Annotated in this window: 15 protein-coding genes; 5 read left to right on the top strand and 10 right to left on the bottom strand. The window is 65.2% G+C overall.

Translation table 11 applies throughout. The annotated features are described in order from the left end of the window. Positions 1–317 precede the first annotated feature (317 nt). The gene (locus tag XB14_RS06110) at positions 318–1,775 is read left to right on the top strand and encodes a CYTH and CHAD domain-containing protein (protein WP_234803981.1); all 1,458 of its coding nucleotides are present in this window, start codon (positions 318–320) and stop codon (positions 1,773–1,775) included. A 66-nt stretch (positions 1,776–1,841) separates the two neighbouring features. On the opposite strand, the gene XB14_RS06105 is transcribed toward XB14_RS06110, so the two are convergent. Both XB14_RS06105 and dapA read right to left on the bottom strand, forming a co-directional pair. Beyond that, the gene (locus tag XB14_RS06105) at positions 1,842–3,392 is read right to left on the bottom strand and encodes a DUF1254 domain-containing protein (protein ID WP_077960762.1); all 1,551 of its coding nucleotides are present in this window, start codon (positions 3,390–3,392) and stop codon (positions 1,842–1,844) included. Between the two features lie 370 nt (positions 3,393–3,762). Further along, positions 3,763–4,668, bottom strand: a complete 906-nt coding sequence (gene dapA, locus XB14_RS06100) for a 4-hydroxy-tetrahydrodipicolinate synthase (protein ID WP_077960761.1) — start codon at positions 4,666–4,668, stop codon at positions 3,763–3,765. A gap of 299 nt (positions 4,669–4,967) precedes the next feature. On the opposite strand from dapA, the gene XB14_RS06095 reads away from it, so the two are divergent. Then, the gene (locus tag XB14_RS06095) at positions 4,968–5,651 is read left to right on the top strand and encodes an SMI1/KNR4 family protein (protein WP_143348248.1); all 684 of its coding nucleotides are present in this window, start codon (positions 4,968–4,970) and stop codon (positions 5,649–5,651) included. Positions 5,652–5,756: 105 nt separating this feature from the next. Here XB14_RS06095 and XB14_RS06090 read toward each other — a convergent pair whose 3' ends face one another. The 5 genes from XB14_RS06090 to XB14_RS06070 all read right to left on the bottom strand — a co-directional run bounded on the left by XB14_RS06090 (position 5,757) and on the right by XB14_RS06070 (position 11,427). Next, positions 5,757–6,398: an Isoquinoline 1-oxidoreductase subunit gene (locus XB14_RS06090; protein ID WP_077960759.1), complete on the bottom strand. Its 642-nt coding sequence runs from the start codon at positions 6,396–6,398 to the stop codon at positions 5,757–5,759. A gap of 2 nt (positions 6,399–6,400) precedes the next feature. Next, on the bottom strand, positions 6,401–8,554 hold the full coding sequence (locus XB14_RS06085; protein WP_077960758.1) for a xanthine dehydrogenase family protein molybdopterin-binding subunit: 2,154 nt from the start codon (positions 8,552–8,554) through the stop codon (positions 6,401–6,403). A gap of 4 nt (positions 8,555–8,558) precedes the next feature. Next, positions 8,559–9,014, bottom strand: a complete 456-nt coding sequence (locus tag XB14_RS06080) for a (2Fe-2S)-binding protein (RefSeq protein WP_077960757.1) — start codon at positions 9,012–9,014, stop codon at positions 8,559–8,561. Positions 9,015–9,350: 336 nt separating this feature from the next. After that, positions 9,351–10,691 carry a metal-dependent hydrolase family protein gene (locus XB14_RS06075; protein ID WP_077961900.1) on the bottom strand — a complete coding sequence of 447 codons (1,341 nt, stop codon included), beginning with the start codon at positions 10,689–10,691 and terminating at the stop codon, positions 9,351–9,353. 340 nt (positions 10,692–11,031) lie between these two features. Further along, on the bottom strand, positions 11,032–11,427 hold the full coding sequence (locus tag XB14_RS06070) for an Ohr family peroxiredoxin (protein ID WP_077960756.1): 396 nt from the start codon (positions 11,425–11,427) through the stop codon (positions 11,032–11,034). A 153-nt stretch (positions 11,428–11,580) separates the two neighbouring features. Here XB14_RS06070 and XB14_RS06065 point away from each other — a divergent pair, with 153 nt between their 5' ends. Next, entirely contained in the window at positions 11,581–12,069 is a 489-nt protein-coding gene (locus tag XB14_RS06065) for a MarR family winged helix-turn-helix transcriptional regulator (RefSeq protein WP_077960755.1), read from the top strand. A gap of 135 nt (positions 12,070–12,204) precedes the next feature. Here the strand turns inward: XB14_RS06065 and XB14_RS06060 are convergent, their stop codons facing one another. The 3 genes from XB14_RS06060 to XB14_RS06050 form a co-directional block, all read right to left on the bottom strand. Then, a complete protein-coding gene (locus tag XB14_RS06060; RefSeq protein WP_077960754.1) occupies positions 12,205–13,236 on the bottom strand; it encodes a DUF3095 family protein in 1,032 nt (343 codons plus the stop codon). Positions 13,237–13,429: 193 nt separating this feature from the next. Further along, positions 13,430–13,912 (bottom strand): transcription elongation factor GreA, encoded by a 483-nt coding sequence (gene greA / locus XB14_RS06055; protein WP_077960753.1) that lies wholly within the window; start codon positions 13,910–13,912, stop codon positions 13,430–13,432. A gap of 182 nt (positions 13,913–14,094) precedes the next feature. Further along, a complete protein-coding gene (locus tag XB14_RS06050) occupies positions 14,095–15,471 on the bottom strand; it encodes a phenylacetate--CoA ligase family protein (RefSeq protein WP_234803980.1) in 1,377 nt (458 codons plus the stop codon). Positions 15,472–15,786: 315 nt separating this feature from the next. Here XB14_RS06050 and XB14_RS06045 point away from each other — a divergent pair, with 315 nt between their 5' ends. Together XB14_RS06045 and XB14_RS06040 are read left to right on the top strand one after the other, a co-directional pair. Continuing rightward, complete coding sequence (locus XB14_RS06045; protein WP_077960752.1) at positions 15,787–16,440, top strand: glutathione S-transferase family protein; 654 nt, start codon at positions 15,787–15,789, stop codon at positions 16,438–16,440. 33 nt (positions 16,441–16,473) lie between these two features. Next, positions 16,474–17,409, top strand: a complete 936-nt coding sequence (locus tag XB14_RS06040) for a phosphotransferase enzyme family protein (protein ID WP_077960751.1) — start codon at positions 16,474–16,476, stop codon at positions 17,407–17,409. Positions 17,410–17,433 lie beyond the last annotated feature (24 nt).

Genomic DNA, 17,433 nt, shown 5'->3' with positions numbered 1-17,433 from the left:
TTATCAATTCCGTGGCATGAAATGCCGGGAGCTTAAAGCAATTGCAGGAAAAGTGCGAAGCGGTTTTCCGTCCGCAATTGCGGCAATACAAACATCAATTCCAGGAAAAGTGCGAAGCGGTTTTCTGTCCTGAATTGCGGCATCTCAGAAAGCAATTCCCGGACCGCGGCCGTGTATCACGGCGCGCCCCCATCCCCGTCTCGGCCGGCTCTGAGACCATTTGGCGCAGAACCGGTTCCAACATGATCCATGTCATTCAGAACGCGAACCAATGTGCTCATATGGCGTTATGGTATTGTTGCTTGCGCTCATGGAGGATGGGGTTGAACACGGAAATCGAACTCAAGCTCGAGCTTGCGCCTGATGATCTCGACCGCTTCGCCGCATCCGGGCTGCTCGGCGAGCCGGTGAGCGTCGAAAACCAGCGGTCCGTCTATTTCGATACGCGCGCCCGCGACCTGTTCCAGTCGGGCTTCACGCTGCGCATCCGCACGGTCGGCGCCGCCCGAACCCAGACGATCAAGGCGACCGGCGCGAGCGCGTCGGTTTTCGCCCGGCCGGAATGGGAGCAGCCGCTTGCCGGCGATGAGCCGGTGGTCGATCACACCACCCCGCTCGCCGCCCAGTTCGACCTCGAGGCGGGCGATCTTGCCGCGCACTTTACCGTCGATGTCGAACGCAGCACCTGGAACGTCGAGCAGGATGGCGCCGAGATCGAGGTCGTGCTCGACCGCGGCCTGATCACCGCGGGCACCCGGCAGACGGCGATCGGCGAGATCGAACTCGAGCTCAAGAACGGCGACCCGAAGGCGCTCTTCACCCTTGCCCGCCGCATCGAGGCGATCGTTCCCATCCGCTTCGGCGTCATGTCCAAGGCCGAGCGCGGCTTCCGCCTCATCGATGCGGAACAGATGGTCTTCAAGGCCGAGCCGGTCGAGCTCGACCGTGAGATGCGGGTGACGAAGAGCTTCCGCACGGTCGCCCTTGCCTGTCTTCGCCACCATCGCCTGAACGAGGATGTGTTGCGTGCGCGCCAAAACCCGGAGGCCCTGCACCAGGCCCGGGTTGCCCTTCGGCGCCTGCGCTCGGCCTTCTCGCTTTACAGGGATCTGCTTCAGGACGACGAGAGCGAGCGCCTGAAGGGCGAGCTCAAATGGCTGGCCGGTGTCTTCGGCAAGGCCCGCGACGTCGACGTTCTGCTTGCGCGCGCGGCGCAGCCGGAACTTGGCGAGCGCCTGAAGACGGCCCGCGCCGCCCGCTATGCGGACCTCTTCGAGGCGCTTGATGGCAGCCGCGGCCGCGCCCTCATGCTCGACCTCTACGAATGGCTGCATTGCGGCCTGTATCTTTCGGCGCCGCCCGCCGAGTTTCGCGATCGGACGGCCGCCGATTTCGCCGAGGCGGTACTCGATCGAGAGCGCAAGAAACTGAAGAAACATGGCCGCGCGCTTGCCAAGGTCGACGACGAGGAGCGGCACGAGGCCCGCAAGGACGCCAAGAAGCTGCGCTATGCCGCCGAATTCTTCGCAGCGCTGTTCGACGACAAGCGCGGCGCCAGGCGGCACAAGCGCTTCATCGGGGCGATGTCCGCGCTACAGGACGAGCTCGGCACGCTCAACGATCTCGTCTCGGCGCCGCATGTGCTTTGCGAAATCGGCCTTCAGGATCACCCGGACGCCGAAACACTGGTCGTGCACGCCGACAAGGACAAGCTGATCGACCGGGCGCAGGGCGCGCTCGACGACGTGATCGACGTCAAGCGCTTCTGGCGTTGATCGGCGCCGGAGCGCTTCACTGGAGCCGCGCGGATGGAGCGCTGCCGTTGATCTCCCACGGCCTCGTCACGCCGCAACCGTGATCTTCGGCGGCTGCCAGGTGCCGTCGAGGATGCCCTCCTTGCCCCAGTAGGCGCGGATGTAGAGCGAGAAGATCCCGTGCGGTGCCGGCAGCCAGTTGCTGTCCTTGTCCCCGCCGGGCCGTTCGGCGCTCACATAGATCGTCAGGGAGCCGTCCTCGTTGCGCTTCATCTGCCGGGACTTGGTGCCGAGCGAATAGCGCTCGTGCTCGTTGGGGTGGAACAGGTGCTTGTCGTTGTAGAGGGTCAGCGACCAGAAACCGTTGACCGGCGGATCCTCACCCCGCGCGAACGTGATCTCGTAGAGCTTTACGCCGGTCAGCTGATCGCCCGCACCGTCGAAATCGGTATAGAAGTATTGCGTTTCCGAAGGCCTGTTGTCGAACATGTTCGACTTGGCCGTTCCCGTCCGGTTGAAGTAGTCGATGCCCCATTGCGCGTTGTTGACCGAGCGGTTCCAGCCGTTGCCGGCCGGAAGCCCGTTGCGCTGCCAGTCGAAGAAGGGGGCAATCACCTTTTCCTCGGTCTCGATCGCCGTATCGACGAGCATCTGCTTCAGCTCCTCGTCCCTTTCGGTGGCGTCGATCAGCAGACGGAACTGCGCATAGAGCGCTTCCTCCCCCGGCAGCGGATCGGCTGCGGCGACCGCATCGGGAAACTGTTCGAAGAATTTTTCCGGCACCACCCACTTCGTCTCGCCCTCGCTCGCCGCGTCATCGGCCGATGGGGCGGGAATATCGGCGAGCTTCGCCCATTCGATCGTCTTCATCTCGCCGGTAAAATCCTTGAGCGGATAGAACACGACCTGGTTGATAACCGGTTGAATATCCTTGTTGTCCTCGCCCGTGTCGTCCTGGAAGATGCGCGGAATGGCGTTGGCAAGCGAGGTCGGCGACCGGATGATATCGGTGATGCCCGCGGGCTTCAGCCCGTCCCAGCCGGGACCGACAAGCAGGTAGAAACCGGGCTTGGTGCCATAGGGCTTTCCAAGCTGGCCGAACTGGTCGGTGCGCGCATCGTAAAGCGCATAGACCCAGAAGCGATCGCCGAAATCGGGCACCTGCGCGACGACGGGCTCATCGTCGAGCTCGAAGAAGCCGAGGCCGTAGACCACATCCTGGTTGGGGCATGTGACGAAGGTTTCCGAGGGCTCGATATAGTCGTGCAGCATGCCCACCTGGCCGCGCGGGGCAACCGGCAGAATGCCGCCAAGCAGGCCGGGGCTCGGCGCCTGGGTGATCCTGGCCTTGCGGTTCAGCATGTTGACGATCGGCCAACCCCAGACATAGGCCATCTGCGCGATCGTGCGGGCATAACCCGGATGCATGGCAACACCGGTCACGGGCAAGGTCGGAGCACCTGGCCCCAGCGCCTGCTGCGCCAGCGCCGGACCGGCGGAGGCCGCAAGCGAGGCGGCCGTGACCGCCGCCGGCACCGCCGCCCCGGCACCGACCGCCGTAAGCGTCGCGGCGCCGATCCCGCCTTTCATCATGTCCCTCCGGGTGATCTCCAGTGTCTTGCCGGATGTCGTCTTCATCATCGTCTCCTGGCGTCCCGATAATCGGTCTTGGCAAGGGCCCGCGGATGGTCCCCTTGCCGGCATGCCGTCCCACCTCGCCCGACGTCGTCCTTCACCGGGAAATCGGCATTTCGTCCTGGACCGTGACGGCTCAGGCACGGAACGCTTCGAAGGGTGGCTCTGTGTTTCCTCGCCTGCGGCATTTCAAGACTGCGGCATTTCAAGGCCCGGCAGTGTTGCGCGCGTGCTCTGAGGCGCCGCGCGCAGGAACCGCCATCCTGCCGAAACAGGCCGCTCGGCGAAAGTACGTAACTGTTAAAATTCGCCGCAAATGGCAGGCAAAGCAGGGCGATCTTCCCGACCGCCCTACCTCAAAGGCGTCGCAAGGTCAGTTCCGGCCGCCCTGCGCCGCCATCGCCCGTTCGATCCTCAACGCCAGCTCGTCGCTGACCGGAACCATCGGCAGGCGCATCTCCGGGCTGTCGATCAGCCCCGCGCGCCAGAGCCAATGCTTGATCGGTCCTGGGCTTGGCTCGGCAAAGAGCAGCCGCGGCAGATCGGCAAGGCGCTGCCATTCGGCAAGCGCGCCCGGCTGATCACCGGCAAGGAGCCGGTTGCGGATTGCGGCAAAGGAGGCCGTCCGCACATGGGCGGACGCCGTGATCCCACCCTCCGCGCCTTGGGTCAGCGCCGTGTAGAACAGCGGGTCCTCGCCGGTCAGTACGGCGAAATCCCGGGGCTTGTGGCGCAGGAGGTCGAAGGATTGCGTCGCATCCGCACAACAATCCTTGACCCCGACGATATTTTGCCGCTCCGCCAGTTGCAGCATCGTCTCGTTGCCGAGGTTGACGCCCGTCCGGTAGGGAATGTTGTAGATCAGGATCGGCCGCGCGGTCGCGTCGGCAAGAGCCGAGAAATGCGCGAGGAGCCCCCGCTGCGACGGCCGCGTGTAATAGGGGCAGGCAATCAGGTAGCCGGCAACATTCCAGGCTGCCGTCCGCTCAAGCGCCTTCACGGTCTTGCGCGTATCGCTGCCGGAAAGCCCGAAATAGACAGGGATCGACCTGCCCGCCGCTGCCAGCGCCTCCCGGGTGATTGCGACCAGCCGCTCGCATTCCGCCTCGTCGAGCGCCATGCCCTCGCCGGTGGTGGCGCCGAGAATGAAGCCGTCGATCGGCTCGGCGGCATAGTGCGCCACGAGCCGGCGCAGCGAGCGCTCGTCAAGTTCGCCGTCGCGAAAGGGCGTGATCAGCGGCAGCCAGAGACCGCTCGGCGTTGATTGTGTGCTTTCCATGAAATTCCATCTCCTTCAAAAAAACCGGAGACGGAGCGCAAGCGAAAACCCCGTCCGAACCGGCGGGGTCGATCTGATCCTTGTGCTTGCTATGATGCTCTGCGCGCAACGACCGAAAGCCCCGGGCACGGGGCTTTTTTCACGGTCGTCAGTTTGGCGAGGCGGCAGGTCATGGGCGCGAAGGTCGAACAGTCCGGCTGCATTGTCAAGGAGGGGCCGGCGCCGGCGCGGCGGCGTGTGCCCATCCCGGCCCCCGCGGCGCACACTCGATCTTGCAATTTTCAGTTGTTTACAGTTACTTGGCCGGATCAATTTCACCTGGTGGCGATCAGATCCTGCAGATGACGTTCCAAACTCTCGAACATGACCTCGGCCAAATCCTCGGCAGGCTCGCAGCGCAAGGATACGAGGCGCGCGAACTCGTGTTCGACCCGCCGGCGTCCGAGACCGACATCCGCAGAGTGGAGGCAGAACTCGGGCTGCCTCTTCCATCCGCGTTGCGTGATGTGCTGACCACGGTCTCGCGGCACGTCGAATTCGGTTGGTCCGCACCGGGGGGATTGGAATTCCCGCCGCCTTTCGCGGGGAATTTCGGCGGCGATCTGTGCTGGTGTTCGGGCCTCGTGCTTCAATGCGAAGAGAAGCGAAGAGGCTGGATCAAGGCCTGCTTCGCCGATCCCGAAGACGCCTATGACAGCGTGTGGCACGACAAGCTGGCGTTTCAGGATGTTGGCAACGGCGATCTGCTGGCAATCGATCTCAGGCCACGACATCTGGGCCAGGTGGTCTACTTGAGCCACGACGACGGCGAAGGCCATGGCACGGTTATGGCGCCGTCGTTTCGTGACCTGATCGAGCGCTGGGTCCCGCTCGCCTGCACCGGCAGCGAAGACTGGCAGTGGCTGCCCTTCCTCGGAGCGCAGGGCATCGATCCCGCCGGCGACAATGGGCAGGCCTGGCGAAGGCTGCTGAAGATTGCATGACGCCGTGCGCGGCGCGCGCTTCAACAGCCTGATACAGAGCTCGCCGGCAATCCAACCCGCTTGGCCCAAACTTGAGTTCCGCTCAGTCCGGACATGCGCTTTCGCTCAGTCCGGACATTCGGCGCCGGTCTCCACCCAGGCGGCAATCAGCGCGGCGAACTCGGCTTGCGAGCCGGGCGGCGCGCTGCGCCCCTCGCCCGGATGCCAGGCCCAGCCGACCAGATGATCCTCGCCCATGTGCTTGATCAGATCGGCATGGGAACGGTTGCCGTTGCGCTCCGTGTCCTTCACCTGCTGACAGATCTCACCAACGCTGAGCCCCTGCCAGGCCATGCTTTCGGGCGCAAGCTGCCAATGGGCATTGCCGGGTATGGATTTCAGCCGGCTGCCGACGATCGCCCGGTTTTCCGCGCCATGGCAGGTGCTGCAGGCAAGGCCGGCCGGTCCCATCGAGCTGTCGGCCGCAATCATCAGCGGCACATGCGGGTGCATGTCCTCGCCTTGCGTCGGGCTGCGCGTCGCCGGGTGACAGTTGATGCAGCGCGGATGGGTGAGCACCCGGCTTGCCTCGGCAAAGATCGCCTTCGAGCGCGCCTTGGCATCGGCGATCGAGGCGAAGTCGGCGGCGCCTTTCAACGCACCGCCGCCGGAGGTTTCGGCATGGCCGCGGATCGGCTCGAAAGCGGCGACGAGACCGGCGACGGCGAGCGCGATGCCAAGGGTAAGAGCGAGTGTGCGCTTGGCCACGGTCACACCCTCCTGAGGTCCGTCTGGTCGATCGGCAGGGTTCTGAGCCGCTTGCCGGTCGCCATGAAGATGGCGTTCAGGAGCGCCGGCGCAACGCCGGGCGTGCCCACCTCGCCGATACCGCCGGGCGCCTCGGCGCTCGGCACGATATGCACCTCGATCGGCGGCGTTTCGTTGATGCGCAGGACCGGGGCATCGTCGAAGTTGCCCTCGACCACCGCGCCGTTTTCGACGGTGATGCGCCCGTAGAGCGCAGCACTCAGGCCATAGACGACGCCGCTCTGGATCTGCGCCTCCACCGTGTCCGGGTTGATCACCTGGCCGCAGTCGACCGCACAGACGATCCGGTCGGTCTTGAACCTGCCATCCGCGCCGATGCTCACTTCGGCGATCATCGCGGCGAAGCTGCCGAAATCCTCGGCAACCGCGATGCCCCGCCCCTTGCCTTTTTCGAGCGGGCTCGACCAGCCCGCCTTCTCGGCGGCGAGTTCGAGCGCGCCGAGCAGCCGCGGCTTGTGCTGCAGCAGCCGTCGCCGGTAGTCGAGCGGATCGATGCCCGCCAGTTCGGCCAGCTCGTCGATGCCGCATTCGACCGGGGGCACGTTGCGCGTGGCGCCGACGCCCCGCCAGTTGCCGGTCAGCATGCCGTCGGGCGCCTCGTGGCGGGCGAAGTCGGTCTGCCTGTTGGGGATGGCATAGGGCGATTCCGCCCCGCCCATCTGGTCGAGGTCGACCCCGTCCTTGGTGAAGGCCGGCAGCCAGCGCGCCATGACCGAAGGACCGATCACCCGGTGCCGCCAGGAGACCGGCAGGCCATCGGGCCCAAGCGTCGCCGTCACCTTGCTGTAGTTCAGGTAGCGATAGCAGTCGTGGCGGATGTCTTCCTCCCGGCTCCAGGTGACCTTGACCGGGCCGCTGACCTGCTTGGCGATCTTGGTCGAAAGGATAATGCCATCGACATCGAGCCTGCGGCCGAAGCCACCGCCGAGCAGATGGTTGTGCACCACCACCTTTTCGAGCGGCAGGCCGGTCACGTCGGCCGCCGCCTGTCGCGCCCGGCTCATGATCTGCGTTCCCACCCAGACCTCGCAACCGTCGGGGCGCACATGCACCGTGCAGTTCATCGGCTCCATGGCCGAATGGGTCAGGATCGGCATGCGGTAGACGAATTCGTGCACCGGCCCGTGTTCCGCTTCGGCCCTGGCGACGTCGCCCTCGTTGACGTGCGGTAGGGCCTTGCCGTCGATCGCCGCGTCCATCTGGCGCTCGAGCTCGCTTTGAGAGACCGAGGCGCTCGGGCCCGGATCCCAGTCGATCGAAAGCGCCGCCAACCCCTTTCGCGCTGCACCGGTATTGTCGGCGACGACCGCCACGGCCTCCTCGATGCGCACCACCTGGGTCACGCCCTTGACCGCCATCGCCGGCGCCTCGTCGACCGCGCGAAGCTTGCCGTTGAAGTGCGGACAGATCGCGATCGCCGCATAGGAGACGCCATCCGGGCGGGCATCGATGCCGAATTTCGCCGTGCCGTTCACCTTCTCCGGACTGTCGAGGCGATGGGCGGGCTTTCCGATCACCCGGTAGCTGGAGGCGGGCTTCAGCGGCACATCCTGCGGCACGACTTCAGAAGCCGCCGCCGTAATCAGGCTGCCATAGGCCGCACGGCGGCTGCCGCCGGTCTCGACCACATGTCCGGCCTCGGCCTTGCAGGCGTCCGGCGAAACACCCCATTCGCGCGCCGCAGCAGCGATGAGCATGATGCGGGCCGTGGCTCCCGCCTTGCGCATCTGCTCGTAGATGCCGCGGATGGCGAGCGAGCCGCCCGTGATCTGGTCGCCGAGCAGCGGATTGGCATATTGCTTGGGATCGGCCGGCGCGTGTTCGAGCGTCACCTGGTCGAGGCCGACCTCCAGCTCCTCGGCGAGCATCATCGCGACCGCCGTATAGATGCCCTGCCCCATTTCCACCGAGGGCATGACGAAGGTGATCTTGCCTTCCTGGGGAATGCGGATGAAGGCGTTCGGTGCGAAGGGTTCGCTCGCTGCGGCGACCGCATGGGGCTTGAAGCCGATCACCAGCCCCGCACCCGTCAGCGATGCGCCAATCAGAAGCTGGCGGCGCGATACGGCAAGATTGGCTCTGTCGAAAATGGACATGGCATCACCCCTGCGCTGCAAGCTTGATGGCGGCGCGGATGCGCGGATAGGTGCCGCATCGACAGATGTTTCCGGCCATGACCGCGTCGATGTCGTCGTCGCTCGGCTTCGCATTGGCCGCAAGGAGCGCGGTTGCCGACATGATCTGCCCGGACTGACAGTAGCCGCATTGCACGACGTCGATGTCGAGCCAGGCCTGCTGTATCTTCCTGCCCTCGGGTGTGTCGCCAATCGCCTCGATCGTGGTGACCGGCTTTTCCGCCGCCTCCGACACCGACAGGATGCAGGACCGCACGGGCAGTCCGTCGACATGCACCGTGCAGGCGCCGCACATGGCGATGCCGCAGCCAAACTTGGTGCCCGTCAGCCCGATGGTGTCGCGCAGGACCCATAGCAGCGGGATATCGCCGTCCACATCGACGGCATAGCTCTTTCCATTGACCGTGAGGTTGTAAGGCATGCGACCATCGGCCCCAAGGGCCGCTCCCCTCTCCATGCGAAGGCGCGAAAATACCAACAGGCGCGGCAATCGGCCAAATTACATTCCCGTGAGGTCTCGCTTTTGCGTGATTCCCGGCCCACCGCCCGGTCGATCCGCGCCGCCAGCTGGTCGCTGACCTGCACCATCGGCAGCCGCATCTCCGGGCTGTCGATCAATCCTTGGCGCCAGAGCCAGTGCTTGACCGGCCCCGGGCTCGGCTCGGCAAAGACCAGCCGCGCCAGCTCGGCCAGACGCTGCCAGCGGCCGAGCGCGCCCGGCGAGCATGTTGCGCGATCCACGTGTCGGCTCTCGGCCTCACGGAAGGGTGTTCTTGTGGATCACTCCGTCCTTCATGATGATCTTGAAGTTGGTCTTAGGATCGGCAACGAGCTGGATGTTCTCGAGCGGGTTGCCCTCGACGAGCAGGAGGTCCGCAAAGGCCCCCTCCTCGACGACGCCGAGTTTGCCGGGATAGGGATTGCGCGGACCGGAGAGCGCCAAGAGCTCGGCATTGGTTCCGGTGGCCATGATCAGCGCCTCGGCGGGCGTGTACCAGCGGGTCAGCGACGCGAGAATGGCGCCCTGCTGCTTGGCGAGATCAGCGGAAAACAGCACGTCGGTGCCCCAGGCAGTCTTGATCTTGTATTTCTTCGCAAGCTGGTAGCTCCGTTCGATGCCGGGCCAGACCTCCTCGGCCTTTTCGCGCTGCACGGAGCCCTCGGGCAGGCCCAGCCGCATCATTTCCGGAAGCGGCTGCAGGCTCAGCCACACGTCGCGCTCGGCCAGGAGCCGTGCGGTATCCTCATCCATGAGGAAACCGTGCTCGATACATTTCACGCCGGAGAGGACCGCCAGCTTGATGGCTTCCGAGGTGAAGGCGTGCACGACCACATAGCTGTGCCAGTTGTTGGCGATTTCGACGGCGGCGCGAAGCTCGGCCTCGGTAAAGGTCGTCACATCGAGCGGGCTGTGCGGCGAGGAGACGCCGCCCCCGCCCGTGAGCTTGACCTGCGTCGCGCCTTGCATGAACTGCTCGCGAACGCGCGTGCGCACTTCGTCAGGCCCGTCGACGACGAGGCTGCCGCCGACCACTTCCATGCGGGTGGGCGGGCCGCCGATCCTGCGCGGCAGGTCGGTGAACGACCGGAAATCACCATGCCCGCTGGTCACGGTGATCATGGCGCCGGAAGGATAGATGCGTGGACCGGCAATGATGCCTTCATCGATGGCCCGTTTCAGGCTGAAGGCAGGGCCTCCGACGTCGCGCACCGTGGTGAAGCCACGCATCAGGGTGTCCGTAGCCTCGGCCCCTGCCAGAAGCGTGGTGTAGCCGATGTCGCCAAACGCCCCGGCGGGCGTAACGCGTATGAGCATGGCGTGCCAATGGGCATCGATCAGCCCCGGCATCAGCGTTCGGCCGTTCCCGGCGATCCTCAGCGCACCTTCAGCGTCGATCGGGTCTGTCGATATCCGCGTGATCAGATTGTCCTTGACGAGCACGTTCGACGGAGCGGAAAGCTCGGCCCCCTTCCCGTCGAAGATCCGGACACCCTCGAACAGGACGTCATCGGCCGCGGCGATTTCACCGGAGGCGAGCAGAAAGGCCGCAGCCAGCCATGTTCCGGCGGCGGGCAGCAACTTGGCCTGGCCGGGCATGACCTTAAACGATCGCAGCAGCGTCCAAAACGAAGACTGGCCGCAAGCGGACCAGACGTGCCCATGCCGTTCCATAGATCCGCCGAACATCGCCGCATTCCTTTTCAGAAGGGGACCAGGCGAAGGGAGTGTCCGCCCACACGTTCTGGCTGTCAAGGCGCGATGGCTTGGTGAGACGTCGTCGAACAACACGCACGCGCAGCACCGAAGGACGGCCGCCGTCGCGGCGCCCCCAAAAAACGACCGGGGATGCGCGGCATGGGCCGGCGCATCCCCGAAAAACTCTGAACGTGACGTCTGATGGCCCGCTGGTTTTGGCGCTGACGTCCGGTTGGCGGCCTTAGACGAGGTTGGTCTCGACGTCGATGTTGCCGTGCACTGCCTTGGAGTAGGGGCAGATCTCGTGGGCGGCGTGGATGATCTCATGGGCGATGTCGCGGTCGAGACCATCAAGGGTAACGTTCATGCGGGCGCGCAGGAAGTAGGAACCGTCCTTGACGTTGAGGTCGATCTCGGTGTCGACCTCGGGGCCGGCCGGAAGCTTCACCTTGCGCTGCTGGGCGGCAAGCTCGATCGCGCCCATGTAACAGGCCGACCAGGCGGCGCCGAACAGGTTTTCGGCGGCCGGATGCGGCTGCGGCAGCTTCAGGTTCAGCGTGCCGTCGCTGCTGACGGTGCCGCCATTGCGGCCGCTGGTGTTGTGGGTCTTGCCGGTGAAAACGAGCTTCTCGGTCATGTGCATTTTCCTCTCTGTTTGATTTTTTAATCGCATCCGCTTCAATCGGATGCGATGTATATACGCAAAGCTTGAGAGAGCGTCAACACCATTGCGATTTAATCGGATACGATTTATATTAAGTGCCGATAGCGAAAAGGAAAAAAGATTCCCATGTCCACATCCAAGTCAGCCAAGGAGCCGGGCGCAGCTAAGACCAAGGGCGGCAAGAAGCTCTCCAGCTTCCTGTGCTTTGCGATCTATTCGGCCAATCTCGCCTTCGGCCGCGCCTACAAGCCCCTGCTCGACAAGCTGGGCCTGACCTATACCCAGTACGTCACCCTGGTGGCGCTGTCGGAAGAGGACGACCAGACGGTGGGCATGCTTGGCGAAAAGCTCTTCCTGGAATCGAACACGCTGACGCCGATCCTGAAGAAGCTCGAGGCCGACGGTTACCTTCAGCGCCGACGCGATCCGGCAGACGAACGGCAGGTACGGCTGACGCTGACGCCGGCCGGCCAGGCCGTGGTGGATGCGGATCCGGGTGCCGCGCTGACCGACACCATCGGCCTCGGCAACGAGTTCGGCACGGTGCAGCAGTCGGTGGCAAAGCTGCGCGACAACCTGCTCGGCGCCGGCCAACCTGGAACAAGGAAGGAATAACGGAACTCGGGGAAGCGCCCTAGCACCTGCGGCACTCCTTGCTCGATATCGATCGCGCAAGGGCCCGACGCGGCGTTCGGGCCATCGGCATCGCGCCCGGGGGCGGCTCGCCGCCGCCCTTGCCGTTTCGCCGGATCAGGCGCTGATCCGGTTGCGCGGCGCCATCATTTCCGCCGCCTTGGCATAGCCTCCATCCATGCCGTCGAGAAAATGTAAGTGCGCATCGGGTCGCGCCGACGGCACGAGGCAGGTCATCAGCGCGTGGCTTTGCCGGTGCAGCCCGAAATTGACCTCGCCGCGCAGCTTGGCAGCCGCGAGGATCGCCTGGATGCGGTCGATCTGTTCGACGGTGCAATCCACCGTCAATCGCAGGCCATCGTCGTATTTGCGAAAATCGGAGCTGGCGGCGACGCCGGCCCAGCGCTCGGGCGCAACCCGCAGCCGCTCGTCCTTCGGCACGCCCACCTCTTCGGGCAGCGGATGCGACTGCCGCGGTCCCTGGTCGAAGACGGCGATCACCGCGCGCGCCACGGCGGCAAAGCGCTCGGGCGCCACGTCGTCGGCGGGTTCGGCCAAGAGCGACAGGATCTGCCCCTGGCGGCTTGGAAACGGCCGCCATTCGCAGGCAAGGCCGGTGAGATCCGGTTCCGCACCTGGGCTTTCCGGCGCAAGCAGGTAGCGCCCCTCTTTCAGTTGGCCCTCCGCCCATTTGAGCCCGCCGCCGGCAAACATCGCATAGGTCGCGTTTTCCGATGCGGCGTAGCGGGCGATCCGCACATCCTGGCCATGATCCCGGATGTCCCGGACCGTCAGCAGGCCGACGCGCAGCTCAAGACCAAACCGGTCCTTTGCAAAGGCGGCGAGCTGCCGCAGCGCCGAACCTGCCATCGCCTTCCCGCCCGGCGCCAGCGCAAAGGCCGCGCCGTCGCCGCGAAACACGAAGGGAAAATCGAAATCGCCGCGCGCGTTGCCGATCGCGGCAATCGCCGAGGCGCCGACATAGTTGACGTCCTCGTAGCGCCCGGCCCGGATCGCGCCGGTGGAATTGACCACGTCCGTGATGCCGATCAGCCAGTCGTCCGGCAGCGGCTCGTAGACATCGGGATCGAGCACGCGAGAAAACTCGCGATAGGCGCGAACCGGCGCGGCATCACCATTGCTGTGCATTTCTCACCTCCGTGCCGACGACCCGACGGGCCATCTCGCAGCCACCGGCGGGTGCGTCCATGAATCCGGTGCCGCCAATTTAGATCGGATGCGACATAAATACCGAGAACAGGAGAATGTCAAGATGACGCTATTAAATCGGATGCGATTATAATCGTTATCTACCGACGCGATCACGCCGACACGCGACCGGTCAGGAAATCGCCACGACCTCGAGCTCCTGGTCGCCGACCTGGACCAGGTCGCCCACCGCCTTGCCCATCAGGATCCTCGCCACCGGCGAGACATAGGAGATCGACCCCGCCTTGGGGTCCGCCTCGTCCTCGCCGACGATCCGGTATTTTTGCACCCGCCCGTCGTCACGGCTGAAGGTCACCGTGCTGCCGAAGGCGACGACCTCGGTGGACGTGGGCTCGGGCATCAGCTGCGCGGTGCGCAGCCGTTCGTTGAGGTAACGCAGGTCGCGCAGAGGCCCCGCCTGCTGGCGCCGCTTTTCGTTCACGTCGTCGACCGCGGCCGCCGCCTCATAGGCCGTGCGCGCCTCCTGAAGCAGCACCTCCAGCGCCTTCAGCCCGGCTTCCGTCACCAGGTTCGGATGCGGCGAAACCGGTCGGTCCGGCAACAACGTCTCCGCCGCGGTTTCGGCACTTTCTTCCTTGGTGAAGGCAACGCTCACTTTCGATCACTCCCTATGGCGGGCAAGAGGCCGGGCAAGTCGCCGGCAAGAGGCCGGGTCCTTATCGGCCTCAGACCGGCCAATCAACACTATAAGCGGCTTGCCCACCCGTCGGCCACCGGAATGTCCATCCTTGCCGCGAGGTCGAAGCCTGGCCGCGATTGCATCACGCCTGCCCTCTCCTAGTCGCCGCCGGAGACCACCAGCTTTTGCTTCGCGCCGCCGCCCGCACGCGCGATCGCATCCACCACCCGCACACGGAACTCCACCGGCTCGGCCTCGACCGCGTCGAGTGCCGCACGCACGCCCTGTTCGACCGCAGCGCCGGCGGCGACCGCATCGGCGCCCTCGAACACGGCAATCGTAATCTCCAGGCCATCAGGCAATTGCACGAACTGGAATTGCCGCACCCCGGCCGCACCCGTCAGCGGCGAGCGCAGCCGGTGGGCGTGCACATTGACCATCCCGCCACCCCGCCTTGGCAGCCGCAGCGTCTCTTCCCTGCGCCCGGCAATCGACCCTATGCGCCAGAACGGCAGACCGCAGCGGCACGGCTCGGTCGCCATCGCCACGATGTCGGAGATCTCGTAGCGCACCAGCGGCAGCGCGCGGTTGGTGAGCGTGGTGACCAGCAGTTTCGCGCCCTCGGTACCGTCGGGCACCGGGCGATCGTTTTCGTTCACCACCTCGAAGACGAAGCTGTCTTCAGCGAGGTGCAGCCCGTCGCCAAGCAGGCATTCGTGGCCCATCGGCCCTGCCTCGGTGCACACATAGCTGTTGGCCACAGCCGCCTGCCAGGTCTCGGCCGCGAGTTCCCGCACCTCCTCCGTCAGGGTCTCGGCGCTGGTGCGGAAGAGCCGCGGCCTGATCCTCAGCCGTCCCGCCTGCTGCTCGCCCGCCAGGACACGCACGAAGGACGGATAGGTCGAGATCACCTCGGGCTGGTTCAGGTTGAGGCCCTCCACGATCTCCTCGATCGGCATCAGCACGTTGAACCGGGGTGCCGGCGGCCTCAGCGCCCGAAGCTCCACGCCGATATGGTAGGAAATATGGACCGGCGACGAAGCGAATATGGCAACACTGCGCGTCGTCTCGTCGATGCCGACGATCGCCTGGAAGCGCACCATGTTGGCGATGGCCGATAGCCAGGCTGCGGGATCGAAGACCGCGACCCCGCGCTCGCCGGTCGTTCCGCCCGTGGCAACGGCTTTGTATTCACCAAGCAGAAGCGAGCCGGAAGACTGTCCGCCGAGATGCCCCTCGACCAGTGGCCGGCTCAGCCTCGGGTCGGTGACGATCTGGTCGAAATTCTCCATCAGCGCCCGCTTCGTCAGCACGGGAAGATCCTTGAGTGCGGCCTCCTGCGCCACGCGGTCGCCAATGGTTTCGCGATAGTAGGGTGACGCATTGACCGCATGCTTTAGGGCGGATTGCAGCGCGCCGTCTTGAAACCGCCGCAACCGCTCCCGCGACCATTGCGAGCGCGACAGACGCTCCTGTGCCGCCTTCAGCAGAAGGTCGCGGTCGAGCGTCGGAGAAGCGGCGGTGACTGGCGACATCGGATTGGTCCTCGTGTCCTGGAACCGCGCCAACCGCAACCGGGCACGGTCAAAACGTCGACAGGCGGACGAACCGTCGCTCCGGCGGATGGAACAGGGGCACCCCTCGCCGCGGACAAGCGGAAACGGCCGCCCGCCCCCTTGCAACCGGGATTTGCGGCGAAACGTCCAATTGCACCTCAAGGCCTTGATTGTATCGCGAAAGCCGGGATCTATGCGACAGCAACGCGGAACAGCAGCCTCACCCCCGTCTCGACGCAGGGCGACGGGGCTTCGGCCCGGATCCGTCGCGGCACGATCAGGAGGAGAACATCGTTGAGCGAACCGTTTGTCGTCTATGGAGCGTCGACCTCGGGATCCGTCCCGATCGAGGCAACCCTCAGCCTCCTCGGCGTGCCCTATCGCGTCGAGGATTATGCGCCCTGGGAGGGGCAGCAGGAGGTCAGCAGGCTCGCCCGCATCAATCCGCTGGGGCAGGTTCCGGCCCTGGCGCTGCCGACCGGCGAGGTGATGACCGAAAGTGCGGCAATCCTCATCTGGCTGGCAGATGCCTATCCGCACGGGCGGCTTGCGCCGGTCTTGGCGGATGTGAAACGACCGGAATTCCTGCGCTGGATGACCTTCGTCTCCTCGGCCATCTACGCGCTTTACTGGATCGCCGACGACCCGTCGCGCGTCACCGACAAGGCGGAAGACCATGCCGCCGTCAAGACACGCATCTTCGACCGCATCGCCCATTGCTGGGCGCGGATGGGGGAACAACTGCGCCCGGGCAAGTACCTCCTCGGGGACGAGCTTTCGGTTCTCGACCTCTATGTGGCGACCGCCTCCCGCTGGTCGCCCGGCCGGCGCCGCTTCTACGAGGTTGCTCCCGGGCTTGCCGATGCCATCGGCCGCACCGACGCCGACCCCCGGCTGACGGCCCTCTGGGCGGAACGCTTCCCGTTTGCGCCGGGCTGGGAGCGCTGATCTCGCGCCTTTGTCACCGATGAGAGACCAGACTTGACCGACATCGACAAAGATTGGCTCTCTTCACGCTATGCCCGTTCATTCACTGGGGTCGATCTGGTGACGGGCGGCGTCAACCGAACCTACCGGGTTCGGGAAGGCAATGCCGTCTTCTACCTTCGCCTCTATCGCCCATTTGGACGTCCCCTTGCGCAGATAGAGGCCGAGGTCGCGTTGCTGGCCGGGTTTCCGCAAAGCGCCCATGTGGGTGTCAGCCGCCCGCTTGCAACGGCGGATGAAGCCTATGTCATCGACATGCCCTCGGGCGGCGAAAGCCGCCATGCCTGCCTCTTCGAGAGTGCCGATGGCGACGAGATCACATTCGATCCCGCCCACATGGAACGCTTCGGAGCCGCGATTGCCCATCTGCATCTGGCAATGCCCGTCCGCCTCGAGGGAGCCGTCCGCTCCTTGGATCCGGTCGCCATTGTCCGCAACGCCATGGAAGCGCTTGGCGGTGCGCCCGCAAGCCGGGAGGTGAAGGGGCAGGAGGTCATGAGCCTGATCGAGCATGCCTATCTTCCCGCCCTGCTTCGCCTCGATCTCGGCGCCCTGCCTCTCGGCCTCTGCCACGGCGATCCCTGGACGGGAAATGCCCGCGTCGCGAACGGCAGGACCGTGTTCTTCGATTTCGACGAATTCGGGCATGGCCCTCTCGTGCTCGATCTCAGCACGGCCGCCTGGCATTTCGCACAGCATCGAAACCCGGAAAACAAGGCGATGATGGACGCATTGGTCCGCGGCTACGACAAGGTGCGCCCGCTCTCCGTGGCCGAGAGGGACGCGCTGCCCATCTTCATCGCACTGGACGAGGTTCGCTCGCTTCTGTTCCTCGCCCGCTATTGCACCCTGTCGGATGAGACATGGGCGCAAGCGTTCGAAGGAGCGACGACAGCGTTCTCGCAGGTGCTGCGTGCCGGGTCGAAATAGCTGGATCCCGCTCCAGGCATCCGC

The organism is Ensifer adhaerens (genome assembly GCF_002007205.1).
Lineage (GTDB): Bacteria > Pseudomonadota > Alphaproteobacteria > Rhizobiales > Rhizobiaceae > Ensifer > Ensifer adhaerens_D.
The sequence above is the reverse complement of the archived record's forward strand: the minus strand, read 5'-3'. Positions and strand labels throughout refer to the sequence as shown.